Below are 25484 nucleotides of genomic sequence, written 5' to 3'. Positions count from 1 at the left end.
ACTCCAGTCGTGTCCGTGAAGACCGCTACGCCTCCTTCTTCGCCCTTCTTCGCATCCGCAGCGAATTCGGCATCCGCCGTGACGTCGGCGGGCACGGGGCACGAGCGCAGTGATCATCGTCGGCGGAACATCGCCCGGCTGTTCCCCGGTCGGCTACGTCCCGGCCGACCGATCATTGGTCGGTTGGCGGCTCCGGCGCGTACGCGACGGCGATCCCGTCGAGAAGCCATTTCAGCGCCTGCTCGAAGCGCGGCGCCGTGTATCCGCAGCCGAGGGCGGCGATGGCGCGCAGCCGTGGGTACTCCTTCTCGGCGGTCTGTGCGTCCTCGGCGCTCTGCGCGCGGTTGAGGACCTGGGCGTCAAGGACCTGGACGGAGAAAACCGGTTGCGCCGTCGGGACACCGGGGCGATTCTGGGCGTCGGCCGCCGGAGGCCGTCGGCGGTCGAAATCCTCTCGGTCGCCGAGTTCGCGCAGCGTGCAGCCGACCACCAGATCATTAAGCGAGTGGATGATGCGCAGCTGGTCCTGCGGATCATCGGTGATCTTCGAGGCGACGGTCAGGCACTGCTCGATGTGCCGCAGCTTGTTGGGACCGAAACCCCGGCGGATGCCGATCCGAAGGGCCCAGGGATGTTCCTGGAAGGACCGCCTCGCGCGCCGGGCGATCTGGGTGAGGCCGTCCCGCCAGTCCTCGGGAATCTCGTCCAGCAGATGCCCGGCCAGGAACGCGTCCCACATCAGGCCGGTCAGTTCGTCCTTGTCCCGGACGTGGTGGTAAAGCGTCATCGTCCCGACGCCCAGATKTGCGGCGATCCGCCGCATCGACACCGCCGCGAGCCCCTCCGCGTCGGCGATCTCCATCGCGGCCAGGGCCAGCCGTTCACCGCTCAGGGGCGTCCGGCATCCCGGTGGGGTGGACACCCGTGCCATCGGCTTCCCCGGGGGCCGCCCCGGGGCCGCACTCGGCGGCGCCGCCATCGCCACTCACCTCCTGGCAGGACGCCTCCTGGCAGGAGGCACGGGCTGCCATTTTGGCGTTGGTACATCGTACGGCGTAGGGTTGGCCCAGCGTTCGTACGGTGTACGAAGGCTGGAGCTGTACGAAGGCTGGAGCTTGGAGGTATTCGGGTGAGGGCAGATTCGGACGAGGGTGGTTCGGGTGAGGGTGGTGCCGTGGTCGGCAGGACCGCCGGTACCGGGGCGGGCGCCTCGCCGGAAGGTGGCGCACCRCCGGGCCGGCGGATTCCGGGCTGGGCCGTGCTGGCCGTCTGCTGCCTGGCCCAGTTCATGGTCGTTCTGGACATTTCGATCGTGAACGTCGCGCTGCCGTCGATGCAGACCGATCTCGGGATGACGGCGAGCGGCCTGCAGTGGGTGGTCAACGCCTATACGATCGCGTTCGCGGGTCTGCTGCTCTTCGGCGGCCGGGCGGCGGATCTGTTCGGTCGCCGCCGGGTGTTCGTGGCCGGGCTGGCGCTGTTCACCCTGGCGAGCCTCGGCGGTGGTTTTGCGCGGACCGAGGCGCAGCTCATCGTCGCCCGGGCCGTGCAGGGGCTGGGCGGGGCCGTGCTCGCCCCGGCGACGCTGACCCTGTTGATGACCTCCTTCGCCGAGGGGCGGGAGCGGACCCGGGCGTTGGGCGCGTGGGGCGCCACCGCGGCCAGCGGCGGGGCGCTTGGCGCGATCGTCGGCGGTGCGCTGACCGAGGTCGCGAACTGGCGGTGGGTGCTGTTCGTCAACGTGCCGATCGGCGTGGCGCTCCTCGTGGCCGCCCGGCTCGTGCTCGTCGAGTCGCGGGGCCAACTGAGCCGGCTGCGTGATCTCGACATTCCCGGCACGGTGACCGTTACCGGGGGTCTGGTGCTGTCGGTCTACGTCATCGTCCGCACCGAGAGTTCCTCCTGGACGTCCCCGGTCACACTCGGGATGCTGGCCGGGGCGGTAGTGCTTCTTGCCGCGTTCGTGGCCGTCGAGGTCACGACCCCCGCCCCGCTGGTGCCGCTGAGCGTCTTCCGCTACCCCGGGCTCGCCGCGGCGAACTCGGTCGCAGCCTTCCTCGGCGCCGCTATGTTCACGATCTTCTTTTTCCTTACCCTCTTCCTCCAGCAGGTTCAGGGTTACAGCCCGCTGCGCGCCGGGGTGGCCATGCTCCCGATGCCGCTCATGATCATCGTTGCCTCGCGGATTGTCACCCGGATGATCGGGCGGCTCGGTCCGCGGCCGATCATCGTGTTCGGTCTCGTGAGCGGAACGGCGGGTCTGCTCTGGATGTCGACGATCACCCGGGACGGCTCGTACTGGGTGCACGTGTTCGGCCCGGTCCTGATCGTCGGGCTGGGGGTGGGGTCTATCATGGTCGCGATGGTCGCTGCGGCCACGGCGGGCGTGCCGATGCGCCTGGCGGGCCTCGCGTCGGGTCTGATCAACACCAGCCGCCAGATCGGCGCGGCGATCGGCCTCGCCGCGGTGTCGACGATCGCGACCAGGCATACCGACGGCCGCCTCAGGCACGGGGCCGCGCGGCTTGACGCGCTGGCCTCCGGCTACTCCCTCGGGCTGTTCATCGGCGGCTGCGTCCTCGCGGTCGGGATCCTGGCCGCGCTGCTGCTGCCCCGTGTCCGGCGGCCCGAGCCGGAGCCGCCCCTCGGCGCGACGGAGAAGACCGCGTCCGGGGCCTCGGATGACGAGGACCAGGCACTCGCGGAGATCTGATCCATTTCTATCAGCCGTGCGGACATCAGATCGCGGATCCGCGCAGCAGCCCGACGAGCTCACTGCCCGCGCGTAGCTCCCCGTCCGGGCCGAAGACCTCGACGCGACCGATCGCCCGGCCGTGGCCCGCGTGCAGGGTACGCACCCGGAACAKATGCCAGTCCCGGACGTCCAGGTCGTCGTAGAAGGTCACATTCTGCGATAGGACAGCGACTGCCAGGCGCTTGGTGGGGGTCAGGCCGGTGACGGCCAGCAGGTCGGACAGCGGCAGCAACTCGCAGCTGTGCGCGATGAACGCCCTCCACAGGGACCGGTCCTCCGGCGCCTCGGGGATGCGCTGCCATTGGTCCAGCTGATGGGTGTCCGCTCGGGGAAGCACCCGAACTTCCCAGGGCATCATCGGACGGTCAAGGGGGCTGGCGTRCTGCGGGCCGAGGAAGTCGGACTCGGTGGAGCGCAGGCGCAGGAAGTCCGGCTCCGGGGAACGGAGCATCACGTCCGCCCGGCAGATCTGCAACGAGTCCTGCCGGAAGGTCAGGGCCAGGGAGTCGATCGACCGCCCGTGGGCCAGCCGCTCGACGTCGATCCAGACCGGTTGGCGGCAGTCGCCGGGGCGCATGAACACCGTTTGCAGGCTGTGCGTGATCTTGTTGGGGGTCATGCGCTCGGCGAGAACGATCTGCTGGCCGAGCAGCTGCGCCCCGAGGACGCCGCCGTGTGTGCTGGGCAGGCATCGGGCCGGCACCGGCGGAACATCCCCGCCGAGGTCGAGAACTGCCAGTAGTTCACTCAGAGTRCACTGGCCGGGCGCCGGCACCGCATCGACCTGATCCTGCGTGCTTGCCCGTTGCTTGGGGGCCTCRCCGGCTCGTGCGTCCGTTGTCTTCGCGGATTGTGTACCCACAGCGCACCCTTCCCGTGGACGCTCGCCAGGTGCGGATGCCGCGGACGCCCGCGCTGGACGCCCGCGCTGGACGTCCAGGTCGGGGGACCGCGACCGGTCGCTGCACTCTCTGGCGAACTGCCACACGTGGATCATGACTCCGCCCGGCGCGGAGCCTCGCGGCAAATATCGACCTGTTCGCCGCTGACCGCTGGCCGCAGTGGCGCACGCCACGTTCCATCGAGCCCATATGACCGATAAAAGGTGCTCCTTATCGGTCTGCTCGCCGATTTCGGACTGTTCCCGATCTCAGACTGCTCTGGAATCTGCTTCGAATCCCCCGTAGGGACGGGTGATGATCTCCATGCCGTGACCGGCCGGGTCCAGGAAGTACAACCCGCGTCCGCCGTCATTATGATTGATCTCGCCCGGGTGCTTGCGCTGCGGATCCGCATAGTAGGTGATCCCGGCCCGTTGGATCCGCTCGAACGCCGCGTCGAACTCCTCCTCGGAGATCAGGAACGCGTAGTGCTGCGCAGTGATCGACCCAACCGGGGCGGTGGCGAAGTCCAAGGTGACACMGTTTGCGGTGACGACTGGGATGAACGGCCCCCACGCGGCGCCGACCTCGAGATCCAGGATATCCGCCAGAAACTCGGCCGATTCCCGGTTATTCCGGGCATGCACAATAGTATGATTCAGTTCGACTGGCATATGGAACTTCTCCGTAAGTCGCTTGGTCTGTAAGGCGCTTTGTTCGCGAGTCGCTCTGTCGGCATCTCCATGGCCTCGTGGTCCTCGGTGGAGATGCCGGGAATGCCCGGATTCGGAATGTCGTAGTCCGCGAAGACGACGGGGAGCCGGCCCACCACCTGGTTATCCCATCCGGTCCTCGCCGTCTACCCGATCCTCGTGCTGCCGGCGGCGCTCGTGGGGCGGGTCACGCTCATCCGGATCAAGCACCCGTCCCCGGACGAGGGAATCGACGTGCAGCGTCACCGCGTCCCGGGTGACGTCGAGCGGAGCGACGACGAACCGACCGATCGGCAGGTAGACGCCGTCGGGTCGGGAGTCCCAGCTGTGCAGCCCCACCCACCAGCGGTCCCGCGCGTCGGTGAAGGCATGGGCCCCGCTCGGTCCGAAGCCGACCTTTCCCCCGGTCAGCATCGGTTCGCCCGCCGGCAGGCAGGGCCCGAGCGGCCCTTTGCACGACGCGGTCGCCACCACCTGCCGTCCACCGAGCGACGACGCGGCCGAATAGAGCAGATGGTGACGCCCGCGGGCTGAGATCATCGATGGTGCCGAGATCCGCCCCTGCTGCCAGGACAGGCTCGGGCGGAGCATGACGGCGGGTTCGCCGGTGAGCACGAGTCCGTCGGACCGCAGCCGCGCCGCCCACAGGGTGGGCGGCGCGCCGTGGTTCCGGTCCGAGCCGCCGCCCGCACCGGGGCTTGCCCAGGCCAGGTAGGCGCGTCCGGCTTCGTCAACGAAGGGACTCGGATCCGAGCTGCCGCCGTCCGCGGTCTGGCAGATGAAGGGCGCGAGGGAGGTGTCGACGAACGGACCGTCGGCGGAGTCGGCGGTCGCCGCGGAGATACAGCGGACGCCGAGGCCACGCACGGCCGTCGCGTAGTACATGACGAACCCGTGGCCGAAGGCGCCGACGGCAGCCGGGCCGAGGCCGCCCGCGGGGTCGGCCCAGGGCGGCAGGGCGCGCAGCGCGGCCGGCTCGATCGTCCAGCTCCGGCGGTCCCGGCTGGAGAGCACGTCAACGGTGCCGGGGGAGTCCGGGTCCACACCGAAGGCATAGGTTGTCCGGTTGCGGGTGATCAGGGACGGGGCTRAGAACTCGATCCCGGGGACGAGGACGGCCCGGGAACCCGGGCCCGGACCGGACCTGGCAAGGTACAACCCGCCTAGGACGATGATGATGACGACCACGGCGGGCTGGCGCCGGACGAAGTCGATCAGACCCTGAGCGAGCCCGGCGCCCTTCTCTCCGGCCATCCCGCCACCATCCTCAGGGCAAGTATCTGAGTAAGCATCTAATGGCAGAGTGTATTCGCGGTCAGCTCGACCTCACCGGACGCGGGTCGGTGCCGGTTCGGTCGGTGCCGGTTCCACCTGCGCCGGCTCGGCGGACAGCTTGTGCAGCAGAGCGGCACTGCGGGCGTTCACCCCGACCAGGTTCACCTGCGTGCCGCGTTCGCGGTACTTCGCGCGCACGTCGTCGAGGGCGGTGACCGCCGCCGAGTCGAGAAGGTGGGCCTCCGAGAGGTCGATRACCACCCGTTCGGGGTCGCACGCGTAGTCGAAGGCGTTCACCAGATCACTGGTCGATGCGAAGAACAGCGTGYCCTGGACGACGTAGATCCTCTCCCGGCCCTCCGGGTCGAGCACGCTGGTCACCAGCGCCAGGTTCGCGGCCCGGCGGGTGAACAGCAACGCGGCCAGCATGACGCCCACCCCGACGCCGTAGGCGAGGTTGTGGGTGGGCACCACGACGGCGACGGTCGCCACCATGACCGCGGTCTCGCCGCGGGGCRTCCGGCGCAGCGTCGAGGGCTGGATGCTGCGCCACTCGAAGGTCATGACCGACACCAGGATCATCACCGCGACCAGCGCCGACATCGGGATGACCCGCACGAGGTCGCGCAGCGGGACGACCAGCATGAGCAGGAAACCGCCGGCGGCGAAGGTCGACAGCCGGCCCCGCCCGCCCGAGTTGACGTTCACCATCGTCTGGCCGATCATGGCGCAGCCGCCCATCCCGCCGAAGAACCCGTTGACGATGTTGGCGACACCCAGGCCCCAGGATTCGCGGTTCGGGTCATGCGTGGTGTCGGTCAACCGGTCCACGATCTGCGCGGTCAGCAGCGTCTCCACCAAGCCGACGGCGGTGAGCGCCACCACGTACGGGGCGATGATCCGCAGTGTCTCCCAGGTCAGCGGCACGTCGGGCACACCGGGGACGGGCAGTGAGCTCGGCAGCCGGCCCTCGTCGCCGACGGTAGGGACGGAGATGTCGAAACCGGCGGTGACGAGGGTGAGGACCGCCACCGCCACGAGCGGCGGCGGGACCGCTCTGGTCAGGCGGGGGAGAGCCAGCAGGATAGCGAGGCCCGCGGCGACGAGGGCGTAGACCTGCCACGACTTGCCGATCACGTGCGGCATCTGCGCGGTGAAGATGAGGATGGCCAGCGCGTTGACGAAGCCGATCATCGCGCTCTGCGGGACGAACCGCATCAACCGTGCCACCCCGAGCCGGCCGAGCACAAACATCAGCAGGCCCACCCCGATGGTCGTCGCCAGCAGGTAGTTCAGGCCGTGATCGCGGACCAGGGGGGCGGCGACGAGGGCCATGGAGCCTGCCGCCGCCGAGATCATCGCCGGGCGTCCGCCGGTGAACGCGATGACCACCGAGATGGTGAACGACGCGAACAGACCGACCTTCGGATCGACCCCCGCCACCACGGAGAAGGAGATCGTCTCCGGGATCAGCGCGAGCGCGGTCACCAGGCCGGCGAGYAGTTCCACCCGGATGTGACGAACTCCCGGCCAGCGGCCGGTGYGGCGGCGGGAGTACCAGGGGCCGCTGGGGGCCGTCCGGCGAACGGAGCCCCCGGCGTCGGCGGCCTCTCGGGCGGTTACATCAGGCACGGCGGCGGCCTCCCCTGCCCTGCGACGAGGGGGCTGYCTTCCCCGAGTCCGGTTAGTCCCACCCGACTATACAAAGCCGGTTTCGTCGTGACAGTAGGTGGGTTCGCCGGTCAGGCCCGAGGCGCGCCGAGGCGTACCAGATCGCGCTGCATCTGGTCGATCTCCATTGACTGGGCGAGCACCATCGCCCTGGCCATCGCCCGTACCCGGTCCTCACCGGCGTGYATCGCCGCGTACTGGGCCATGGCCAGCCCCCCCTGATGGTGGTGCACCATCAGGGTAAGGAAGAGGACGTCGAGGTCATGGCCCCGGATCGAGGCCAGCCGTTGYAGTTCGGCGGGGGTCGCCATGCCCGGCATGCGCGCGGTGTCCCGCGGGTCGCTGGACGCGTCCTGCGCCRCACCCCCGGCCAGGCCCGGCAGGTCCATGCCGGGCATGGCGGCGCCAGGCCCGGCATGACCGTCATGCCCGCCCGAGGCGCCGTTGACRGTGCGGGAGTCCCGCATCCACCGCATCGGTGTCCCGGAGGTGGACTGGGGCCGCCCCCATCCGGACAGCCATGAGGACATGATGCCGATCTCGCGTTGCTGGGTCAGCGCGATGTCCTGGGCCACGCTGCGGGTGTCCTGGTCACCGCCGTGACTGAACTCGATCATGGCCATCTGCACGGCCTGGGCGTGATGCTCGGACATGTCCCGGGCGAAGCCGACATCGACCGACCCCTCGTCCGGTGACCGGCTGGCGAGGTTGCCCAGCGCCGCGCCGRCCGCCAGCAGGCCGGCCAGCACGGCGAGCACCATCGGCGTCCACCACAGCCGGCTTCGGGCCCAGCGGCGCCGCGGCCGCGCGTCACTCCCGCGCGCCGCATCGCCATCGCTGGCCGGCGGGTCGTTGCCGGCTGGCCGGTTGTCGTCCGTCGTCGTCATGATCCCCTCGGCTGGGCGGGTGGGTTGCCCGGGCAGGTGGTCAAACGTGCAGGTGGGAGTTGAAGACGAACGTCCGCTTGCCCACCTGCACGCGGGTGCCGGGGATCAGGGGAGCCGGCTGGTGCGGGCTCAGCGGCGTCCACACGGTCGCCTCCGGCGGGGCGATGTAGGTGCCGTTCGCCGAACCCTGGTCGGTGATGACCGCGTCCCAACCKTTGAGGGTGATGACGGCATGCACCCGGGAGACGGCGCTCTCACCGTCCTCGACCGGCAGCGCCCGTGCCTTCCCGGCCCGGACCGCATCGTCGCGGTCCGGCTGGCGGCCGATCACCAGGTCCATGTCGACGTTCATGGTCTGGCCGTCGTCGAAGACGAGGACGCCGACGGGCGGCCGGGGACCCCAGACCGTGCGGGTGTTCTGCTGGGCGAGCGACAGGCCGCACTCGGAGCAGTACGGCGCCTGCGGGTGGTTGAAGTGGCCGTTGGCGCACAGCACACCCTCGACCTGAGGCTCGCCGCTGCTCGGCAGCATCGTCGGTGCCTCGTCGTCCTCGATGAGGTCGGAGACGGTGAAGCTCTGGCCCGGGAGCTGGGTCAGGGCGTCGTGCTCGTCGTCGGTGAGGTCGTCGCCCAGACCGTCGGAGAGGCCCTCGCGGTGGCCGACGGGCCCGGCGTGGCCGTGCCTGCCACCCAGATCGCTCCCGGCACGCGGGACCGAGTCACGCTGGGCCAGCTCGGTGGGCGGATCTTCGTCGAGCTCGTCGAGCTCGTCGAGGTCGGCCGCCTGCGTCGGTTCGGCGGCGGCGCGGCGTCGATGGGCCTCCTCCTCCTTGCTGAGCAGGGGGGCGAGCGCCGGCGGGGTGGTCGGCATCGGATCGGGGGCGCGGGTTCCCGGCGTGGGGATGGGCGCGGCGCCGGTCATCGGCTCCCGGACCGGATCGAATCCGGCGAGCAGCTGCTCGGCGGAGGCCTTCGGCGCGGGCAGCGACGGCGTGTCGCTGAGCAGCAGACTCACCCCGATCCCGGGCACGGCCCCGATGCGCAGGTCAAGCGGGAAACCGAGATCGCCGAGCCCGCCGGGGAAACCCGTCGGCCCGACCAGGCCGGTGGGGCCGACGTCGATCCGGCTGATCTCGGTGGGCAGTAGCCGGTCGACCCACGTGGCCGAGTCGACGCCGGAGAGCGTCACTCCGCAGCTGCCCGTCGCGACGACGTCCATCGCCCCGTGGACCAGCGCGGCGACCCGGTCATTGACCGTGGTCAGCAGGCTGAAGTCGGGCACCCGATCCGGATCGGCATCGGCCAGCAGCCCCGCGACCCGACGCACCAGCCGGCGACCCATGGTCGACGCGGTGGCGCCCACCTCGGCAGCGACCTCGGCGCACAGCGCCAGCAGCCTGGTGGTCGTCTCGGCCGTCTCCGCCCGGCCGGCACAGGCGACGATGAGTGCGCCGGGCAGCCGGACGACCACTCCCGTCCGATCTCCGCGCCCGGATTCCACGACCACCCGGAAACGGTCCAGTCCCGCCATGACCTCGCCCCTCGTATCCCGCACCCCGGAGGATCCCGACCTTGAAGGATCCCGCATTCCGAACATCGGTGCYGATCTTCAGGCTATCGGCTCCGGTGCGTGTCCTCGCCGCCTATCCTGCCGTGCCGCGCCGGCACCGGAAACMGCCTGTGGTCACCGCGCACCTGTGGTCACCGCGTACCTGTGGTCACCGCGTACCTGTGGTCACCGCGCACCTGTCCTCGGGTCGGTCACCCCAGCGCGCGGTCGAGATGGATCGCGGCACTGATCAGGGCGAGGTGGGTGAACGCCTGCGGGAAGTTGCCGAGCGCTTCCCCGGAGGAACCGATCTCCTCGGCGTAGAGCCCCACATGGTTGGCGTAGGTGAGCATCTTCTCGAAGACCATCCGGGCCTCGGCGACCCGACCGGCCCGGGTCAGTGCCTCCACGTACCAGAACGAGCACAGGTTGAAGGTGCCCTCGTCACCCGTGAGGCCGTCGCTGCCGTCCGCGGCGTACCGGCGCACCAGACTGTCGCTGACCAGGTCCCCGCTGAACCGTTCCAGGGTCGACAGGAACCGGGGGTCGGTGGGGCCGGAGAACTTCACCAGCGGCATGCACAGCAGGGATGCGTCCATCCGTGGTGAGCCGGGGAACTCCATGTAGGCGCCGCGGGCGGGGTTCCACGCCTCGTTCTGGACGAACCGGTAGGCCCGCCCSGCGTAGTCCTTCCATTCGTTCGTCGGCCCGGGCAGGCCGCGCTGGCGCGAGATCCGGCAGGCCCGTTCGAAGGCGACCCAGGTCATCACGGCCGAGTAGGTGAAGCGCTGGCGCCCACCCCGGGTCTCCCAGATGCCCTCGTCCGGTTCGTCCCAGTGCCTGGCCAGCCAGTCGAGCTGGCGGCCCAGCGCCTCCCAGAGCTGGAAGGAGATCGGGACCTGCTTGTTGTACAGGTACACCGAGTCCATCAGCTCGCCGTAGATGTCGAGCTGGAGCTGCGTGGCGGCGGCGTTGCCGATGCGCACCGGCTTCGAGCCGCGATAGCCGGACAGCTGGTCGAGGACCAGCTCGTCCAGGTCGGCGTTGCCGTCCACGCTGTAGAGCACGTAGAGCCCGCAGTGCTTGGGTGCCTCGTGACATCGCTGTTCGAGCCAGTCCATGAACGCCGCGGTCTCGTCGGTGAATCCGAGCGCCATCAGCGCGTACACCGTGAAGGCCGCGTCGCGGATCCAGGTGTAGCGGTAGTCCCAGTTGCGCACGCCGCCGAGCTCCTCGGGTAGCGAGGTGGTCGGCGCGGCCACCAGCGCCCCGGTGGGCCGGTAGACGAGCAGTTTGAGGACGAGAGCGCTGCGTAGCACCATCTCCCGCCACCGGCCGTGATAGCGCCCGCGCCGGATCCAGGCCTGCCAGTAGTTCAGCGTCCGGGTGAACAACGTCTCCGCCTCGCCGATGATCAATGGGCGGATGGTCGAGTTCCATTCGAGCACGATGTCGGCACACTCGCCCATCGCCAGCTCGAACTCGGCGACCACGGCCGTGGCCTCGACGCGCAGCGGCAGGGCCGTGCGCAGCACAAGGGTGCCGGCGGTCGACTCGAACACCGCGCCCGAACCAGGCACCAGGGTGACGGTGTGCGGGGCCCGGCCGTAGTCGAACCGGGGGTCGCAGCGCAGCCGGAACGTGGCGGTTCCACGCACCGCTCGGGCCTGGCGGACCACGACGTGCGGTGTCTCGGTGACGTCGCTGTCCACCGGGACCATGAAGTCGATGACCTCACCGACCGCGCGGGGGGCGAGGAAACGGGTCATCAGGATGTTCGAGTCGGGGAGGTAGAGCTGCCTGGCCCGGGAGTCCGGACAGTGGATACGGAACGATCCGCCACGGTCGGCGTCCAGCAGACTCGCGAAAACCGACGGCGCGTCGAAGCGCTGCGGGCAGTACCAGTCGATCGTGCCGTCCGTGGCGACCAGGGCCACGGTACGCAGGTCGCCGATGACCGCGTGCTCTTCGATGGGCGGATAGTCGGTGTCGGGCATTCGTGGGCTCCGCGAAGCGTGACCGGCCGAGGTCGGCCGTGGGGGTTGCGGACAGGGGGGAGGATGGACCGTGTCGCCGCGGCCCGCTAGGAGCCGCCCGCGTCCTCCGACCGCCGCCGGTCGCCACGCGATTCGGTGGCAACCAGGCGAAGGTAACCCGTGGCGGAGTCCACGGGACCATCACCKGGCATAAGCCACAGTGGCCGCGGCGAGCCGGTGAACGTGCGATGCCGGCGGTGGTTCGCGGCCACATCGGTGGCTACCAGGATCGTTGGCACCGGTTCACCGGTGCGAAACGGTGGTTCCCGGCGCGGGTGTGCGGGTGTTGCGGATGCGCCCTGGTGGGGTCTCGGCGCTCGGGCCCTCACAGTGGCCACCTACGATCACGCCATGGCCGCCCACCCGCCGATCGCCGAGGACGGTCGTGCCGCGTTGGTGATGTTCGCCCGGGGTGACCGGGTCTTCCCCGTTGACGACCTCGGTGGCGGGGTCTGGTCGCGGCGCGGCACGGTACTCGCCGTCCACCCGGCCGGCCGTCGCGAACCGGCCGGGAACGCCGACCCCGTGCGGGTCGAGTCGGCCCGCGGCGTGACCCCCGTCACGGCCCGAGCGACTGTGCTGTGGGACGACGGCACCGCGGAGGTGATGGCGGAGGACCAGCTGTGCCTCGTCTACGACCAGGAGGCACCCGTCGGTATCCGGGTCGTCACGCTGCCGATGGTCGAGCCGGTGGACGTGGTGCAGCACGGTGGCCACGTCGTGCTGGTCCTGCGCGACGGTCTACTGACACCCGCCGACGTGGAGATCCTGCGCGGCAAGCTGCGCTCGGTGCGTGCGGCGCTGGCCTCCACGCGGCCGGATCCGTCGTCCGTCGCCGAGCTGCGCCGCCGGGATCTCGACCTGCTGCGGGCTCTGATCGCCCAGCTGACCGGGGGATAGCCCGACACCGGGGGGACAAGCCCGGCTCGGTGCCGGATGGCTCAGGACGTCGAGTAGGGACCGGGGCGCACCCCGGGGCCGTAGGCGTTGCCGTTCATGCCGGCTCGCGGCTGCTCGGTCATCGCCTGGCTGACCTTCGACGCGATCGCCTCCGTGAGCCGGATCGCCTGGGTCAGCGACAGGTTCAGCACGATCTCGCTGTCATCGGTCATCGCGAAGCGTACCGACACATCCGCCATGGTGGTTCCTCCCAGTCTCGGCCCGCCMGACACCCGTCTCCGGTGGTTGGAGGTCGGAGGGAGGCCCGTTTGGGCGCTCACTGCCGCACGGCCTCGGGGCATGGTGACCACCCCACCCTCTCGGATCGACTTCTCGAGCTGTACGCGACCCCCCCGTTCAAGGGCCAGGGCGGTGCTGCTAGTGGCATCCTGGTCCGACTCTTCGTGACCGTCCAACTTCGATAACCCCTGTCGCCGCGGCTGTCGCCGTTCCAGCTTGCCGATTCGTAATGGTTGCATCGCCTACGGTGGTGATGCCACGAATGGGGTGCGGAGCCGTGAGTCGGATCACGTTGAGGCGACGCCGTGGGGCCTCGTCGGGGGTCCACGGGTCGGCGCTKTGGGCCTGGTGTGGTGTCCTGTCAGATCCAGCCCGGGAACCACATCCGGGCGCGCCACGAGGAGTAGGGGATCACCTCGGCGGCCAGGATCGGGTAGAAGTACGCGAAGAGCAGCACGACGATGATCGTGTAGACCCCGACCGACAGCGCCCCGACCAGGCGGCGGGTCTCCGACGCCTCGCGCGGGCCGAGGACGAGCCCGGCCAGCGCCGTGATGGCGAGGACCAGGAACGGCAGCGACGGCAGCGCGTAGAAGAAGAACATCGTGCGGYTCGGGAACAGCAGCCACGGCACGAAGGCCGAGCCGAACCCGACCAGCACCAGGGCCGCCCGCCAGTCCCGCCGGGAGACCCACCAGGCGAGCATCGCGACCAGTGCCGCCGTGCCGACCCACCAGATCGCCGGGTTGCCCAGGGCGATGACCTCCCGGGAGCAGCCGGCCGGATCGTGGCAGCCCGAGGTCCCGTACGCCGGCGAGGAGTAGTAGTACGCGACCGGCCGCGCCATCACCAGCCAGCTCATCGGATGCGACGCGAAGGCGTGCCCCTCGTGGAGTCCCTCGTGGAACTTCAGCACCGCCATCTGGTACTTCCACCAGCCGTGCCACGCGGCGCCGAAACCGTTGCCGTAGTAGTGGCGGTAGTAGCCGCCGTCGGTGACGAACCAGCCGGTCCAGGTGGCGAGGAAGGTCACGATGGGGACGAGTACGAACGCGGCGAACCAGGCCGGGCTGTCCCGGCGCAGTGCTCCCAGCACGGGTCGGCGGGCTCCGCCGGTGCGCCGTGCTCCGATGTCCCACGCGAGGGCGAGCGCCGCGAAGCCGATGATCGTGTAGAGGGCGCTCCACTTCACCCCCATGGACAGTCCCAGGGCCGCTCCGCAGGCCAGCCGCCAGGGGCGGAACCCCAGCCGCGGCCCGTACATGTCGAGGAGGCGGTCGGCCCGGGTGGGCGGAGCCGTCGTGGTCGGGCCGCCGTCCGGGCCGGCGTCCGTACCGCCGTCCGGGCCGGCGGCCTCGTCCCCCAGGGGTGCTGAGCCGGGGCTGGAACCAACCGGTTCCAGCCGGTCGGCGAGCCGGCGGCGGCCGTCGTCCCGGTCGAGCAGCAGACAGGCCAGCGCTACGACGACGCCGGTCATCAGGAAGATGTCGAGGATCCCGATGCGGCTCTGCACGAACTCCAGCCCGTCGAGGGCGAGGAGCAGACCGGCGAAGCAGCCCAGGAGCGTGGAGCGGAACATCCGTCGGGCGGCGCGGGCGAGGACCAGGACGGCGAGCGTCCCGAACAGCGCGGACGAGAACCGCCAGCCGAGCTCCGGACTGCCGTGCGGGACCCCGGCACAGTCGGTATAGCCGAACAGGCCCTCGGAGGCGGCCATCAGCCATTTGCCGAACGGCGGATGGACGACGTAGGCCGGACCGGAACAGGTCGTCGAGTTGATCTCATACCCGGCCGTCAGCAGGCCCCAGGCGTCCTTGGTGTAGTAGACCTCGTCGAAGTAGATCCCGCGGGGCTCCGTGAGGTGCCAAAAACGCAGCAGCCCGGCGACGATCGCGACGGACAGGGTCGCCAGCCACCCCATGAGCGGCGACCGCGGCATCGGTGGACACAGCCGCTCACGCACCGAGAGCGCCCGACCGCCGGCCGGGCCGGCGGAACCCGGGCCGGTCACCCGCGCCGCGTCCCCGCGACCGGTCGCCGTCCAGGGCAGGTGAGCCGTCGTCGCCGTCACACCGATCAGGGTAGGTCCTGGCTCCTGACAGACTGGTCGGGTGTCCGGGACCCTGGTGCTGTGCGGTGCCCCCATCGGCGACGTCCGGGACGCCAGCCCTCGGCTCGGCGAGATCCTCGCCACCGCGGATGTGATCGCCGCCGAGGACACCCGCCGGGTCCTACGGCTGGCGCACGCGCTCGGCGTGACGGTGTCCGGGCGGATCGTGTCGTGCTACGACGCGGTGGAAGGCGCCCGGGCCGCCCAGCTCACCGACTACCTGCGCCAGGGCGCCACCGTCGCGCTCGTCACCGACGCCGGGATGCCCGCCGTCTCCGACCCCGGGTTCCGGGTCGTGGCCGCGGCCGCCGCCGCGGGGATGGCCGTGACCGTCGTTCCCGGTCCGTCCGCCGTCACCGCGGCCCTGGCCGTCAGCGGGCTGCCGACGGACCGCTGGACCTTCGAGGGCTTCCTGCCGCGCAAGGGCGGCGATCGGCGTGGACGCCTTCGCGACCTGGCCGGCGAGCCGCGGACGATGGTGTTCCTGGAGTCCCCGCACCGGCTCGTGGCCGGCCTGCGCGACCTCGTCGCGGCCTTCGGCGCCGACCGGCCGGCGGTGCTCTGCCGCGAGCTGACGAAGACCTTCGAGGAGATCGTCCGCGGCGACCTCGCCGATCTGCTCGGCTGGGCCACCGACGGCCGGGTCATCCGGGGGGAGTTCACGCTGGTGGTCGCCGGCGGTGCCCGGGGCCGGGCCGAGCCGAGCGGGGCCGAACCAGGCGGGGCCGGGCTGAGCGGGGCCGAACCGATCATCGACGGCAGGATCCTCGTCGCCGAGGTAGCCCGACGAACCTCGGTGGGGATGTCCCCGAAGGACGCGCGCAAGRCCGTGGCCGCCGAGTACGGCGTCTCCCGCAACGAGGTCTATGCCGCGGAGCTCGCCGTCCGGGCCGGGGACCGGGCTGGYGGGCGCTGAGCACGGTCGGCGGTCAGCAGTGGCGTTGGAGAACGAGGGCCTTGCCCAGCGCCGCCCACTCGTAGGCGATCACGTACGGCCAGGCCCGGCGGGGGGGCGGGACCCCCTGCATCCGCGTCTCGCCGTCATAGCAACGGGCGAGGCGCAGCCGGGCGCGCGTGCTCTGCGAGGTCGAGGCGACGACTATGAGTGAATGCCACCCGCGGCGTGCCGCCGCCGCGGAGGTCCACCGCGACTCGCCCTGGGTCGTCCGCGGATCGGGCGAGAAACAGATCACCTCCACCCCGGGAATGGGCCCGGGGCACGGGTCCTTCTCCGTCGGCGCCGAGACCGCGAGCACGGGTGCRTAGCCGGCCCGCGCGAGTGCGACGGCGCGTTCGAGCCGTCCCGGGCTCCCGGCGAACATGACGATCGCGTCCACCGGGGCGGGAGCATCCTGGTGCGGAAAGACGAACAGCCGGGCCGTCGCCACCGCGAAGGCCACCGTCAGGCCGCCGAGGATGCCCACCGCGGCCCGGCGGCGCCACGGCCTCGTGGGAACACGACCGAGTGGACCCGCCGTCATGTTTCCCCCTCCGCGGCCCGCGCAGGTGCCGCCGTAGAGCTTCTCAGTACCACGGCGGCACCCGAACCAACCACCGTTCACCCGCTCCGGGTGGTCCACCGCTCCGGACGGTTCACCCGCTCCGGACGGTTCACCCGCCCCGGACGGTCCGCTGGCGGCGGAGAGCCACTCACGTGGTGGGGAGTGTGCGTGAGGCCGGAGGCGTCCGAGGCTGCGTGGGCGTGGGCGTCCCCGGCGAAGTCCGAGACGCCATCCCCGGTCGGCTGGTGAACAGCCGGGGATGGGCGAACGGTGCCCGCGCCGACTCACGGGGCCAGACCGTCCGGGAGGCACCGGCCTGCCACTGCACGATCGGGATCTGGTGGCCGACCTGGAGCCCCGTCGCCTCGTCCAGCCGGAAGCGACCGAGCAACGTGGTCGTGTCGATGCCCCGGGCGGCGGCGAGCACGGAGGCATCCTGCACGCCTCCGCAGTAGCGAATGGCCCGTCCCAGGATCAACCCGGTGACGTAGGCCCAGGCCGCCGTTTCGGTCGGCGCGACGCCGTGCAGGGCGGTGAAGTCGGCGGTGAACTCCCGCGCGGTCGGGCCGGTCGCGGTCGGCTGGGTGCTCTCGGGCATCCAGCTGCCCGGCGCCAGCAGCTGCTCGCGCAGGTCGCCCAGGCTCGCGGTGGCCTGCGCGCTGACGGCCGTGGAGAAAGCGGCCGCCCGCCACGGCCGGCGCAGCAGGATGTTCGCCGCCGCCAGCTCGTCGTCCGGGCCGGCGTGGACGATGAGGATGTCGCCCGGGGGCAGCCGGGTCGCGGCGAGGGCGGCCTTGCCCGGGGGGAAGACGTGCGAGGCCACCTCGAACGACTGCGCCACCGCGGCGGCCTTCGTCACCGATGTGATCTCGACGGCGGTGTCCCCGGAGGCGAGCAGGACGACCTTGCGGGCCCGTCGATCGGCCGCCCGTACGGCGGCGAGGACCCCGCGCGGCCAGGTCGAGGTGGCCGCGGCGATGTTCACGACGTTCGGGAACGCCTGCCGGACGAAGCGCGTGGACGGGGCGCCGGTGTTGAAGACCACCCGGTCCGTCGAGGCGCAGGCCGCGAGTGCCGCCCGGTGGCCGTAGGGTCCGAGCAGGGCGTCCGGCCCCGCGGCCACCGCGGCGCGCATGGCGGCGGCCGAATCGGGATACGCGTCGTAGGCGGTGAGACTCACCTCGTCCCAGGGCAGTGGGAGGCGTTCGTCACGCGCCCACAGGGTGACCCCTCGTAGCCCGGCGAGGCCTTGGGCGGCATCGGGACCGGTCAGCGGGGTGACCAGGGCAACGGTCAACGGTGTCGTCATCGCGTGGGGTCCTTGCGCTTGCTCACCCGATTAGCGTCCCATGCCGGGTTGTCTGGCACACCCGGCGGCGGTCGTAGACTTCAGACCTCAGGAAACGAAGGGCGGGCACGAGAGGGCGGGTGAGGTGGCGCGAAACTCTGGCCGGTCGGGTGATCCGCCGCCACCGCCGGACCCTCTTCCCGTGGCCGTGGTCGACAGCCACTGTCATCTCGACCTGATGGGCACCGAAGTTCCGGCGGCGATCGCGGCGGCCCKGGCGGTCGGTGTCACGCGGGCCGTCACCGTCGGCATCGACCTGCCCACCAGCAGATGGCAGGCCGAGGTTGCCGCGGCGCATCCGGAGATCTACGCCGCCGTCGCGATTCATCCCAACGAGGCGGCCCGGGGGGTCACCGAGGAGACGTTCGCCGCCATCGCCGAGTTGGCCCGCGCCGATCGCGTGCGCGCGGTCGGCGAGACGGGCCTGGACTACTTTCGCACCCCACCCGAGGCGCATGCCGTGCAGCAGGAGAGCTTCCGGCGCCACATCGCGATCGCCAAGGAGACCGGCCGGGCGCTGATGATCCACGACCGGGACGCCCACGACGACACGCTGCGTATCCTCGCCGAGGAGGGCGCCCCGGAGAAGGTCGTCTTCCACGCCTTCTCCGGGGACACGGCGATGGCGAAGATCTGCGCGGACGCCGGGTACGTGATGTCGTTCGCCGGCAACGTCACCTTCTCCAATGCCGCCAATCTGCGGGAGGCGGCGGCCGTCGCTCCGGCGGATCTCATCCTGGTGGAGACCGACGCGCCGTTCCTCACCCCGACCCCCTGGCGGGGCCGGCCCGGCGGCCCGTACCTCATTCCGCTGACGCTGCGGGTGCTGGCCGAGACCCGCGGCGTCGGCGTCGCCGAGCTCGGCACGCACATCGCCGCGAACGCGGAGCGGGTGTTCGGGCCCTGGTAGACACCGACGCGCTGTTCTCGCCGGCTGAACTTCGGGCCCTCGCGCACGAGCTGGGCCTGCGGCCGACGAAACGGCGCGGACAGAACTTCCTCGTTGACGCGAACACCGTCCGCCGGTTGGTGCGGCTCGCCGGCGTCGGCCCGGACGACACGGTGCTGGAGATCGGGCCAGGACTCGGGTCGATGACCCTGGGGCTCGTCGAGGCGGCGAAGGCCGTCGTCGCCGTCGAGGTGGATCGCCCCCTCGCCGCGGCCCTGCCGGTGACCGTGGCCGCCCGGCTGCCGGCCGACGTCGCCGAGCGGTTGCGCGTGGTGGCCGCCGACGGTCTGCGGGTCACCCTGGCCGACCTGCCCGCCGACGTGGCCGCGCCCGGGGTGCTCGCCGCGAACCTGCCCTACAACATCGCGGTGCCGCTGCTGCTCGGGCTGCTGGAACGGCTGCCCTCGCTGCGCCGTGGGCTGGTGATGGTCCAGGCGGAGGTTGCCGACCGGCTCACCGCGCCGCCGGGCAGCCGGGTGTATGGGGCGCCCAGCGTCAAGCTGGCCTGGTACGCGCACGCCCGGCCGGCCGGCGCGGTGCCCAGACCGGTCTTCTGGCCGCAGCCGAACGTTGATTCAGGGCTGGTGGCCTTCGCCCGCAGGCCCCTGCCCGGTCCGGCGCGGCTGCGGGCGGACGTGTTCGCCGCGATCRATGCCGCGTTCGCGCAGCGCCGCAAGACCCTGCGTACGGCCCTGGCGCCCTGGGCCGGATCGCCCGCCGCCGCCGGGGACTTGGCGCGTGCCGCCGAGGTCGATCCCGGTGCCCGGGGCGAGACCCTCGACATCGCGGCCTTCTGCCGGCTGGCCGCTGCCCGCGCCGCCCGCTCCGACTGAGCCACCCGGCGCAACTGAGCCACCCGGCRCAACGGCGGGGAAGGGCGCAACGGCGGGGGAGGTCAGAGGTGCGAGATCCCGATCGCGCGCCGGACGCCGGCGAGCACCGGCCGGGCCCGGTCGCGGRCCCGCTCGGCACCCGCCGCGAGGATGCCGTCCAGCTCGCTGTCCGGGGCGATGAGCTCGGTGTAGCGCTCCCGCAGCGGTGACAGCCAGTCGTTGAGCGTCTCGAACAGGGCGTTCTTCACCTCGCCCCACCCGGTGCCGCCCTGCTCCAGACGGCCGCGCATCTCCTTGATCGTTTCTGGAGTCGCGAAGTTCTCGAGCAGAACGAAGGCCGCGGAACTGTCCGGGTCCTTCGGGTCCGCCAGCGGTGTGCTGTCGCTCACGATCCCACGGACGAGTTTCCGTAGCTGCTTCTCCGGCGCGAAGAGGGGGATTGTGTTCCGGTATGACTTGCTCATCTTGCGGCCGTCGATGCCGGGCAGTACCTTCGCCGAGCTCCCGGCCGGGAGGACCACCTCCGGGATCTTCAGGCTGAACACGTCGCCGAACAGATGGTTGAAGGAGCCGGCGATGTCGGCGGCGTATTCCACATGCTGCGACTGGTCCTGGCCAACGGGGACCACGTCGGCATTCATGATGAGAATGTCGACGGCCATCAGAATCGGATAGTTGAACAGGCCCATGTTGATGCCGGCGTCCAGATCGGGGACGCCGGCCTCGGCGTTGCGGTCACGGGCCGCCTTGTAGGCGTGGGCCCGGTTCATCAGACCCTTGCCGGTGACGCAGGACAGCACCCAGGTCAGCTCGAAGATCTCGGGGACGTCGGACTGGCGGTAGAAGATCGTGCTCGTCGGGTCGAGCCCGAGCACGAGCCACGTGGCCGCCACCGAGCGGGTATAGCTCGCCAACTCCTCGCGACTACGCACGGATGTCAGGGCGTGATAGTCGGCGACGAAGTAGATCGACTCGTAGGCCGAGGTGAGCTCCAGCGACGGCCGGATCGCTCCGATGTAGTTGCCGAGGTGCGGCTCGCCCGTCGGCTTGATCCCGGTGAGAGACACCTTCGGCTGTTGCGCTGCYATGGCAGGGCAGTCTACGGACGCGGGGCGGCCGCCGGGACGCCCCAGGTCGTTCGCCGCGGCCGTTCGCCTGCCCGCGCCTGTCTCGCGGCGGGGTGGGGATGCGAGCCTCGGTCAGGCGTCTCCGCCGAACAGGCCGGTCACCGACCCGTCCTCGAACACGGCCTTGATGGCCGCGGCCAGCAGCGGGGCGATGGACAGTTCGGTGATCTTGTCGATGCGAGCCTCGCTGGGCAGGGGCAGCGTGTTCGTGAGGACGACCTCGCTGATCTCCGAGTTCTTCAGCCGGTCGGCGGCGGGGCCGGAGAGCACGCCGTGGGTTGCCGCCGCGATGACGCCCGCCGCGCCGTGCTCCTTGAGTGACTCCGCGGCCTTCGTGATCGTGCCGGCAGTGTCGATCATGTCGTCGACGATGACGCAGGTCCGTCCGTGCACCTCGCCGACCACGTCGAACATCTTCACCTGGTTGGGAACGTCCGGGTCACGCCGCTTGTGGATGATGGCCAGCGGGCAGCCGAGCCGGTCGGTCCACCGCTCGGCCACGCGGACCCGGCCCGAGTCGGGGGCGACGACGGTCACCTCGGACGTGTCCAGCTTGGACTCGATGTAGTMGGTGAGCAGCGGCAACGCGAAGAGATGGTCCACCGGCCCGTCGAAGAAGCCCTGAATCTGGGCGGTGTGCAGGTCGACCGACATGAGCCGGTGCGCGCCGGCGGTCTTGAACAAATCGGCGACGAGGCGGGCCGAGATCGGCTCCCGGCCACGGTGCTTCTTGTCCTGGCGCGCATAGGGGTAGAAGGGCGCGACGACGGTGATCCGTTTGGCGCTGGCCCGCTTCAGCGCGTCCACCATGATCAGCTGTTCCATCAGCCAGGTGTTCACCGGAGCCGAATGGCACTGGAGCACGAAGGCGTCGCAGCCCCGAACCGATTCGGAGAAGCGGACGAAGATCTCGCCGCTGGCGAATTCGTAGGCATGGGTGGGGACRGGCTCGACGTCGAGCGCGGCCGCGACCTCCGCCGTGAGGCCCGGGTGCGAACGTCCCGCGAAGAGCATCAGATTGCGCCGGTTCTCGGTCTGGTAGGCCACCGCGTACTCCTCGGGCGTGACGGGATGATCGGGCTGGCGTGATCGGRCTGGCGGGGGCAGCCCCCGGGCGGGTGACCCGTCCGGGGGAACGGCCGTGAGGCTGCACGGTTCAACACTCGGGCATACCCGGCCCCGCCCCTGTTTGCGCAGGCGGGATGGTACCCACGTGCCCGGATCGCCGYCTGCGGACCCCGGGCGGCCGACCCGGGCGGGGCAGGTCGGGCGGTGTGCATCCCCTCGCTGGCCAGAAGGTTTGGACGGACGTCTCTTTACGTTCTGCTCCCCGCGCCGGGAATGCCAGCGATGCCGGCCTCGCCCTCGCCGGTATGCGGCAACTCACTCCGGTGCGCCACGTCACCCTGATGAGCTGGGATCGGCACGGCGGCCTCGGCCGCGGACGGTTGCGGCATTTCATCGGGATGCTCGGGATCCCCGACGCTGCCGGGGGCCTGGACGCCGGCAGCGGCGGCCGCTCGTGCCGCCGGGCTGCCGGGACGGCGGCGGGAGACCCAGCCTTCGATGATCCGTTGCCGCCCCTCCCGGACCGCCAGCGCGCCCGGCGGAACGTCCTCCCGGATCACGGATCCGGCGCCGGTGTAGGCCCCGTCCCCGACCGTGACCGGAGCAACGAGCATGGTATCGCTGCCGATCCGGACGTCCGAGCCGATCACCGTGCGGTGCTTGGCCACCCCGTCGTAGTTCACGAAGACCGTCGTGCATCCGATGTTGCTGCGCTCGCCGACCACCGCGTCGCCGACATACGCCAGATGCGGGACCTTCGTCTGGTTCCCGAGATCGGCCGACTTCGTCTCGACGAAGGAGCCGATCTTGCCTTCGCGGCCCAGTCGGGTGCCCGGTCGGAGATGGCTGTAAGGCCCGACCACGGCCCCGGCGCCGATCTCGGCCCGCTCGGCCGTGGTCCGCAGGACGGTCGCGCCCGCGCCTACCGTCGTGTCCGTCAAGGTGCATTCGGGGCCGATGACGGCGCCGCGAGCGACGTGCGTCCGGCCGTGCAGGAAGGTGTTGGGGGCGATAGTCGTGTCCGGTTCGAGAGTGACGTCGGCGTCGATCCAGGTGGTCCGCGGGTCGACGACGGTGGTGCCGGCGCGCATCGCCGCCTCGACGATCCGGTCCCGCAGCACCCGTCCGGCGGCGGCGAGCTGGACGCGGTCGTTCACCCCACCGGCCTCGCCGGGATCGTCCACGACCCGCGCGGCCACCGGCTGCCCGGCGGCGACCAGCAGCCCGACGACGTCGGTGAGGTACTCCTCGCCTTGAGCATTATCCCTGGTCAGCCGCGCGAGCGCGGTCTGGAGCGGGCCCGCTGCGAACGCGTACACGCCGGTGTTGATCTCTCGGATCGTCGCGGTGGCGGCGTCGGCGTCGCGATGCTCGACGATGGCCCGGACCGCGCCGTCGCCGTCGCGCACCACCCGGCCGTAACCGGTGGCGTCGTCGATGACGGCCGACAGGACCGTCGCCGCGGCCGCCCGGGCATGGTGCTGGGCCACCAGGGCAGTGAGTGTCGCGCTGGTCAACAGCGGGGTGTCGCCGGGCAGCACGACCACCGTGTCGCCGGGCGCCAGCTCGCCGAGCGCCGCCAGGGCCACCCGGACGGCGTGGCCCGTGCCGTGTTGGCGGTCCTGGACGACCGGGACGACCTCGGGAGCCTGCTCCGCCAGCATCGCCGCGACCTGTTCGCGGCCGTGGCCCACGACGACCGCGGTACGCGCCGCCGCGAGGGCTCCGGCCGCGCTCAGCACGTGGTGGAGAAGGGAGCGCCCAGCGATGTGGTGCAGCACCTTCGGTCTCGTCGAGCGCATGCGCTTGCCTTCGCCCGCTGCCAGGATGATGACGGCCACCGGACGTGATGATGTCACGCGATCTCCCGAGTCTTCGGACCTGGACAGCGGTGGGGCGACGGCGCCCACACTACTCGTCGACCGGAAGGCGCCGGCAGATGCCACGGCCATCCCGGGAACACGCCGGCCCCGGACCGGGAAATGATGTGGGCCTGGCCACCGCCGTGGTGATGGTGCGGCGGCGGTGCTTCCGGAATATTCTTTTCGATGGTATTACTGGTGGTGCCTGGTAGTGCTCCGCCGCCACGACTCGAACGTGGACTAAGAGAACCAAAATCTCCTGTGCTGCCGATTACACTACGGCGGACCGCGAGAAAACACGCCAACTCTACCATCGTGGGGTGGCTCGGATGGTAAAAGCCGGGCCGCCACCGGCTACCCGGCCCGCCGGCCGGCGCGGGCGGCCGGCGCGGGCGGGCGTCCCGGACCGGGTTTGGCCGGCTGTCGTTCATCTCTTCGTCGCCTGACTGTCACTGACTGTCACCGACTGTCGGCTGATGGCGTTAAATGTCATTGGATGTCATTATTTGTCATCGGCTTGTCATCGACCTGTCGGTGATCGTGGTGCGCGGCGGTGCCGATCGATCCGGGTCGGGTCGGCGACGGATGGTTTGTTTGCGTGGCGGACGTGGAGGAGGGGGGACGTTGTCATGTCGGCGGGCTACCGTGGCGGATGGAGCGCCGGCACAGTGGGCCAGCCGCGACGGATGGAACGAGGCAATGACCGCTACCGACACGGTGACGCCGAGCGATAATCGGGCACCGCGGGACAACCGCGAACCCACCACGGGTCCGGTTCCCCGCCGGGCTGATCCCGCGAACAGCCGCGGTAACGCCACGCGGCCCCGCTCGATGGCGAAGGCCCACGCCGAGCAGATCGTGATGGTGGTGACGATCGTGGTGCCGCTGGTCGCCCTGGCGGTCGCGATCCCGGCGATGTGGGGGCAGTGGATCTCCTGGCGGGACGTCGTCCTCGCCGTGGTGTTCTACGGCATCACCGGCCACGGCGTGACGATCGGCTTTCACCGTTACTTCACCCACCGCGGCTTCCGGACGTCCAGGCCGGTGCGGATCGCGTTGGCGGTCGCCGGCAACATGGCGATCGAGGGTCCGGTCATCCGCTGGGTGGCCGACCACCGGCGTCATCACGCCTTCAGCGACACCGAGGGCGACCCGCACTCGCCGTGGCGTTACGGTCCGGGGACGTGGTCGCTGATCAAGGGTCTCTGGCACGCCCACGTGGGTTGGCTGTTCGACGTCGAGCAGACCGACCAGCGTCGGTTCGCCCCGGACCTGCTCGACGATCCCGACATCATGAAGGTCAGCCGCTCGTTCGCGCTGTGCGCGTTCGCCAGCCTCGCGCTGCCCGCCGTGATCGGCGGCCTGTGGGGGGGTTCGTTCGCCGCGGCGCTGGAGGCGTTCTTCTGGGCCGGGCTGGTCCGTATCGCGCTGCTGCACCACGTCACGTGGTCGGTGAACAGCATCTGCCACGTCCTCGGCTCGCGTCCCTACCGGTCGCGGGACCGGTCGACCAACGTGTGGCCGCTGGCCCTGCTGTCGATGGGCGAATCCTGGCACAACCTGCATCACGCCGAGCCGACCTCGGCCCGGCACGGGGTGCGGCCCTGGCAGATCGACACCAGCTTCTACCTGATCAAGATGATGGAGACCGTTCACCTGGTGTGGGACGTCCGCTGGCCGGACCCGGCGCGTCTCGCGGCGAAACGCGCCACCGCCTGACCGGACGGCGGGTGGCGGTG

21 protein-coding genes are annotated in these 25484 nt (G+C 70.8%); 6 read left to right on the top strand and 15 right to left on the bottom strand.

All coding sequences use genetic code 11. The annotated features are described in order from the left end of the window. Window positions 1-172 precede the first annotated feature (172 nt). Window positions 173-931 carry a TetR/AcrR family transcriptional regulator gene (locus CcI156_RS07710; protein WP_254847310.1) on the bottom strand — a complete coding sequence of 253 codons (759 nt, stop codon included), beginning with the start codon at window positions 929-931 and terminating at the stop codon, window positions 173-175. 198 nt (window positions 932-1129) lie between these two features. Here CcI156_RS07710 and CcI156_RS07705 point away from each other — a divergent pair, with 198 nt between their 5' ends. Beyond that, window positions 1130-2713 (top strand): MFS transporter, encoded by a 1584-nt coding sequence (locus tag CcI156_RS07705; protein WP_011438353.1) that lies wholly within the window; start codon window positions 1130-1132, stop codon window positions 2711-2713. 25 nt (window positions 2714-2738) lie between these two features. On the opposite strand, the gene CcI156_RS07700 is transcribed toward CcI156_RS07705, so the two are convergent. From CcI156_RS07700 to CcI156_RS07670, 7 genes are all read right to left on the bottom strand, one after another. Beyond that, window positions 2739-3458: an acyl-CoA thioesterase domain-containing protein gene (locus CcI156_RS07700; RefSeq protein ID WP_254847309.1), complete on the bottom strand. Its 720-nt coding sequence runs from the start codon at window positions 3456-3458 to the stop codon at window positions 2739-2741. A 447-nt stretch (window positions 3459-3905) separates the two neighbouring features. Beyond that, entirely contained in the window at window positions 3906-4310 is a 405-nt protein-coding gene (locus CcI156_RS07695) for a VOC family protein (protein WP_076805025.1), read from the bottom strand. Window positions 4311-4472: 162 nt separating this feature from the next. Beyond that, window positions 4473-5603 carry a family 43 glycosylhydrolase gene (locus CcI156_RS07690; protein ID WP_076805023.1) on the bottom strand — a complete coding sequence of 377 codons (1131 nt, stop codon included), beginning with the start codon at window positions 5601-5603 and terminating at the stop codon, window positions 4473-4475. A gap of 72 nt (window positions 5604-5675) precedes the next feature. After that, window positions 5676-7256 carry a SulP family inorganic anion transporter gene (locus CcI156_RS07685; RefSeq protein ID WP_076805020.1) on the bottom strand — a complete coding sequence of 527 codons (1581 nt, stop codon included), beginning with the start codon at window positions 7254-7256 and terminating at the stop codon, window positions 5676-5678. Between the two features lie 110 nt (window positions 7257-7366). Continuing rightward, a complete protein-coding gene (locus tag CcI156_RS07680) occupies window positions 7367-8182 on the bottom strand; it encodes a DUF305 domain-containing protein (protein WP_076805018.1) in 816 nt (271 codons plus the stop codon). Window positions 8183-8222: 40 nt separating this feature from the next. Then, the gene (locus CcI156_RS07675) at window positions 8223-9713 is read right to left on the bottom strand and encodes an FHA domain-containing protein (protein ID WP_076805016.1); all 1491 of its coding nucleotides are present in this window, start codon (window positions 9711-9713) and stop codon (window positions 8223-8225) included. A 230-nt stretch (window positions 9714-9943) separates the two neighbouring features. Next, a complete protein-coding gene (locus tag CcI156_RS07670) occupies window positions 9944-11728 on the bottom strand; it encodes a glycoside hydrolase family 15 protein (protein ID WP_011438346.1) in 1785 nt (594 codons plus the stop codon). Window positions 11729-12118: 390 nt separating this feature from the next. On the opposite strand from CcI156_RS07670, the gene CcI156_RS07665 reads away from it, so the two are divergent. Further along, on the top strand, window positions 12119-12667 hold the full coding sequence (locus CcI156_RS07665) for a hypothetical protein (RefSeq protein WP_035909299.1): 549 nt from the start codon (window positions 12119-12121) through the stop codon (window positions 12665-12667). 41 nt (window positions 12668-12708) lie between these two features. Here the strand turns inward: CcI156_RS07665 and CcI156_RS07660 are convergent, their stop codons facing one another. Continuing rightward, window positions 12709-12906 (bottom strand): hypothetical protein, encoded by a 198-nt coding sequence (locus CcI156_RS07660; protein ID WP_006541195.1) that lies wholly within the window; start codon window positions 12904-12906, stop codon window positions 12709-12711. Between the two features lie 401 nt (window positions 12907-13307). Next, complete coding sequence (locus CcI156_RS07655) at window positions 13308-15017, bottom strand: dolichyl-phosphate-mannose--protein mannosyltransferase (protein WP_076805014.1); 1710 nt, start codon at window positions 15015-15017, stop codon at window positions 13308-13310. A 40-nt stretch (window positions 15018-15057) separates the two neighbouring features. Between CcI156_RS07655 and rsmI the strand changes: the two genes are divergently transcribed. Then, a complete protein-coding gene (rsmI, locus tag CcI156_RS07650; protein ID WP_076805012.1) occupies window positions 15058-15972 on the top strand; it encodes a 16S rRNA (cytidine(1402)-2'-O)-methyltransferase in 915 nt (304 codons plus the stop codon). A 13-nt stretch (window positions 15973-15985) separates the two neighbouring features. On the opposite strand, the gene CcI156_RS07645 is transcribed toward rsmI, so the two are convergent. After that, entirely contained in the window at window positions 15986-16537 is a 552-nt protein-coding gene (locus CcI156_RS07645) for a YdcF family protein (RefSeq protein WP_023840053.1), read from the bottom strand. Between the two features lie 169 nt (window positions 16538-16706). Continuing rightward, window positions 16707-17867, bottom strand: a complete 1161-nt coding sequence (locus tag CcI156_RS07640; protein ID WP_011438340.1) for an ABC transporter substrate-binding protein — start codon at window positions 17865-17867, stop codon at window positions 16707-16709. A gap of 124 nt (window positions 17868-17991) precedes the next feature. Here CcI156_RS07640 and CcI156_RS07635 point away from each other — a divergent pair, with 124 nt between their 5' ends. Further along, on the top strand, window positions 17992-18816 hold the full coding sequence (locus tag CcI156_RS07635; RefSeq protein ID WP_076805009.1) for a TatD family hydrolase: 825 nt from the start codon (window positions 17992-17994) through the stop codon (window positions 18814-18816). A 116-nt stretch (window positions 18817-18932) separates the two neighbouring features. Further along, window positions 18933-19688 (top strand): 16S rRNA (adenine(1518)-N(6)/adenine(1519)-N(6))-dimethyltransferase RsmA, encoded by a 756-nt coding sequence (gene rsmA / locus CcI156_RS07630; RefSeq protein ID WP_305775222.1) that lies wholly within the window; start codon window positions 18933-18935, stop codon window positions 19686-19688. Between the two features lie 62 nt (window positions 19689-19750). On the opposite strand, the gene CcI156_RS07625 is transcribed toward rsmA, so the two are convergent. From CcI156_RS07625 to glmU, 3 genes are all read right to left on the bottom strand, one after another. Next, window positions 19751-20776 (bottom strand): tryptophan--tRNA ligase, encoded by a 1026-nt coding sequence (locus CcI156_RS07625; RefSeq protein ID WP_076805007.1) that lies wholly within the window; start codon window positions 20774-20776, stop codon window positions 19751-19753. Between the two features lie 111 nt (window positions 20777-20887). After that, the gene (locus tag CcI156_RS07620; protein ID WP_076805005.1) at window positions 20888-21862 is read right to left on the bottom strand and encodes a ribose-phosphate diphosphokinase; all 975 of its coding nucleotides are present in this window, start codon (window positions 21860-21862) and stop codon (window positions 20888-20890) included. Between the two features lie 269 nt (window positions 21863-22131). Beyond that, a complete protein-coding gene (gene glmU, locus CcI156_RS07615; RefSeq protein ID WP_023840056.1) occupies window positions 22132-23742 on the bottom strand; it encodes a bifunctional UDP-N-acetylglucosamine diphosphorylase/glucosamine-1-phosphate N-acetyltransferase GlmU in 1611 nt (536 codons plus the stop codon). A 702-nt stretch (window positions 23743-24444) separates the two neighbouring features. On the opposite strand from glmU, the gene CcI156_RS07605 reads away from it, so the two are divergent. Further along, entirely contained in the window at window positions 24445-25464 is a 1020-nt protein-coding gene (locus CcI156_RS07605) for an acyl-CoA desaturase (RefSeq protein WP_023840057.1), read from the top strand. The last annotated feature ends 20 nt before the right edge of the window (window positions 25465-25484 follow it).

This window comes from Frankia sp. CcI156, from assembly GCF_001983015.1.
Lineage (GTDB): Bacteria > Actinomycetota > Actinomycetes > Frankiales > Frankiaceae > Frankia > Frankia casuarinae.
Note: the sequence above shows the minus strand (reverse complement) of the source record. Positions and strands in the feature narration are given on the sequence as shown.

Coding starts and splice junctions, on each gene's coding strand:
- CcI156_RS07665 (WP_035909299.1), top strand. CDS start 12,119: ATGGCCGCCCACCCGCCGATCGCCGAGGACGGTCGTGCCGCGTTGGTG.
- CcI156_RS07660 (WP_006541195.1), bottom strand. CDS start 12,906: ATGGCGGATGTGTCGGTACGCTTCGCGATGACCGATGACAGCGAGATC.
- CcI156_RS07640 (WP_011438340.1), bottom strand. CDS start 17,867: ATGACGACACCGTTGACCGTTGCCCTGGTCACCCCGCTGACCGGTCCC.
- CcI156_RS07605 (WP_023840057.1), top strand. CDS start 24,445: ATGACCGCTACCGACACGGTGACGCCGAGCGATAATCGGGCACCGCGG.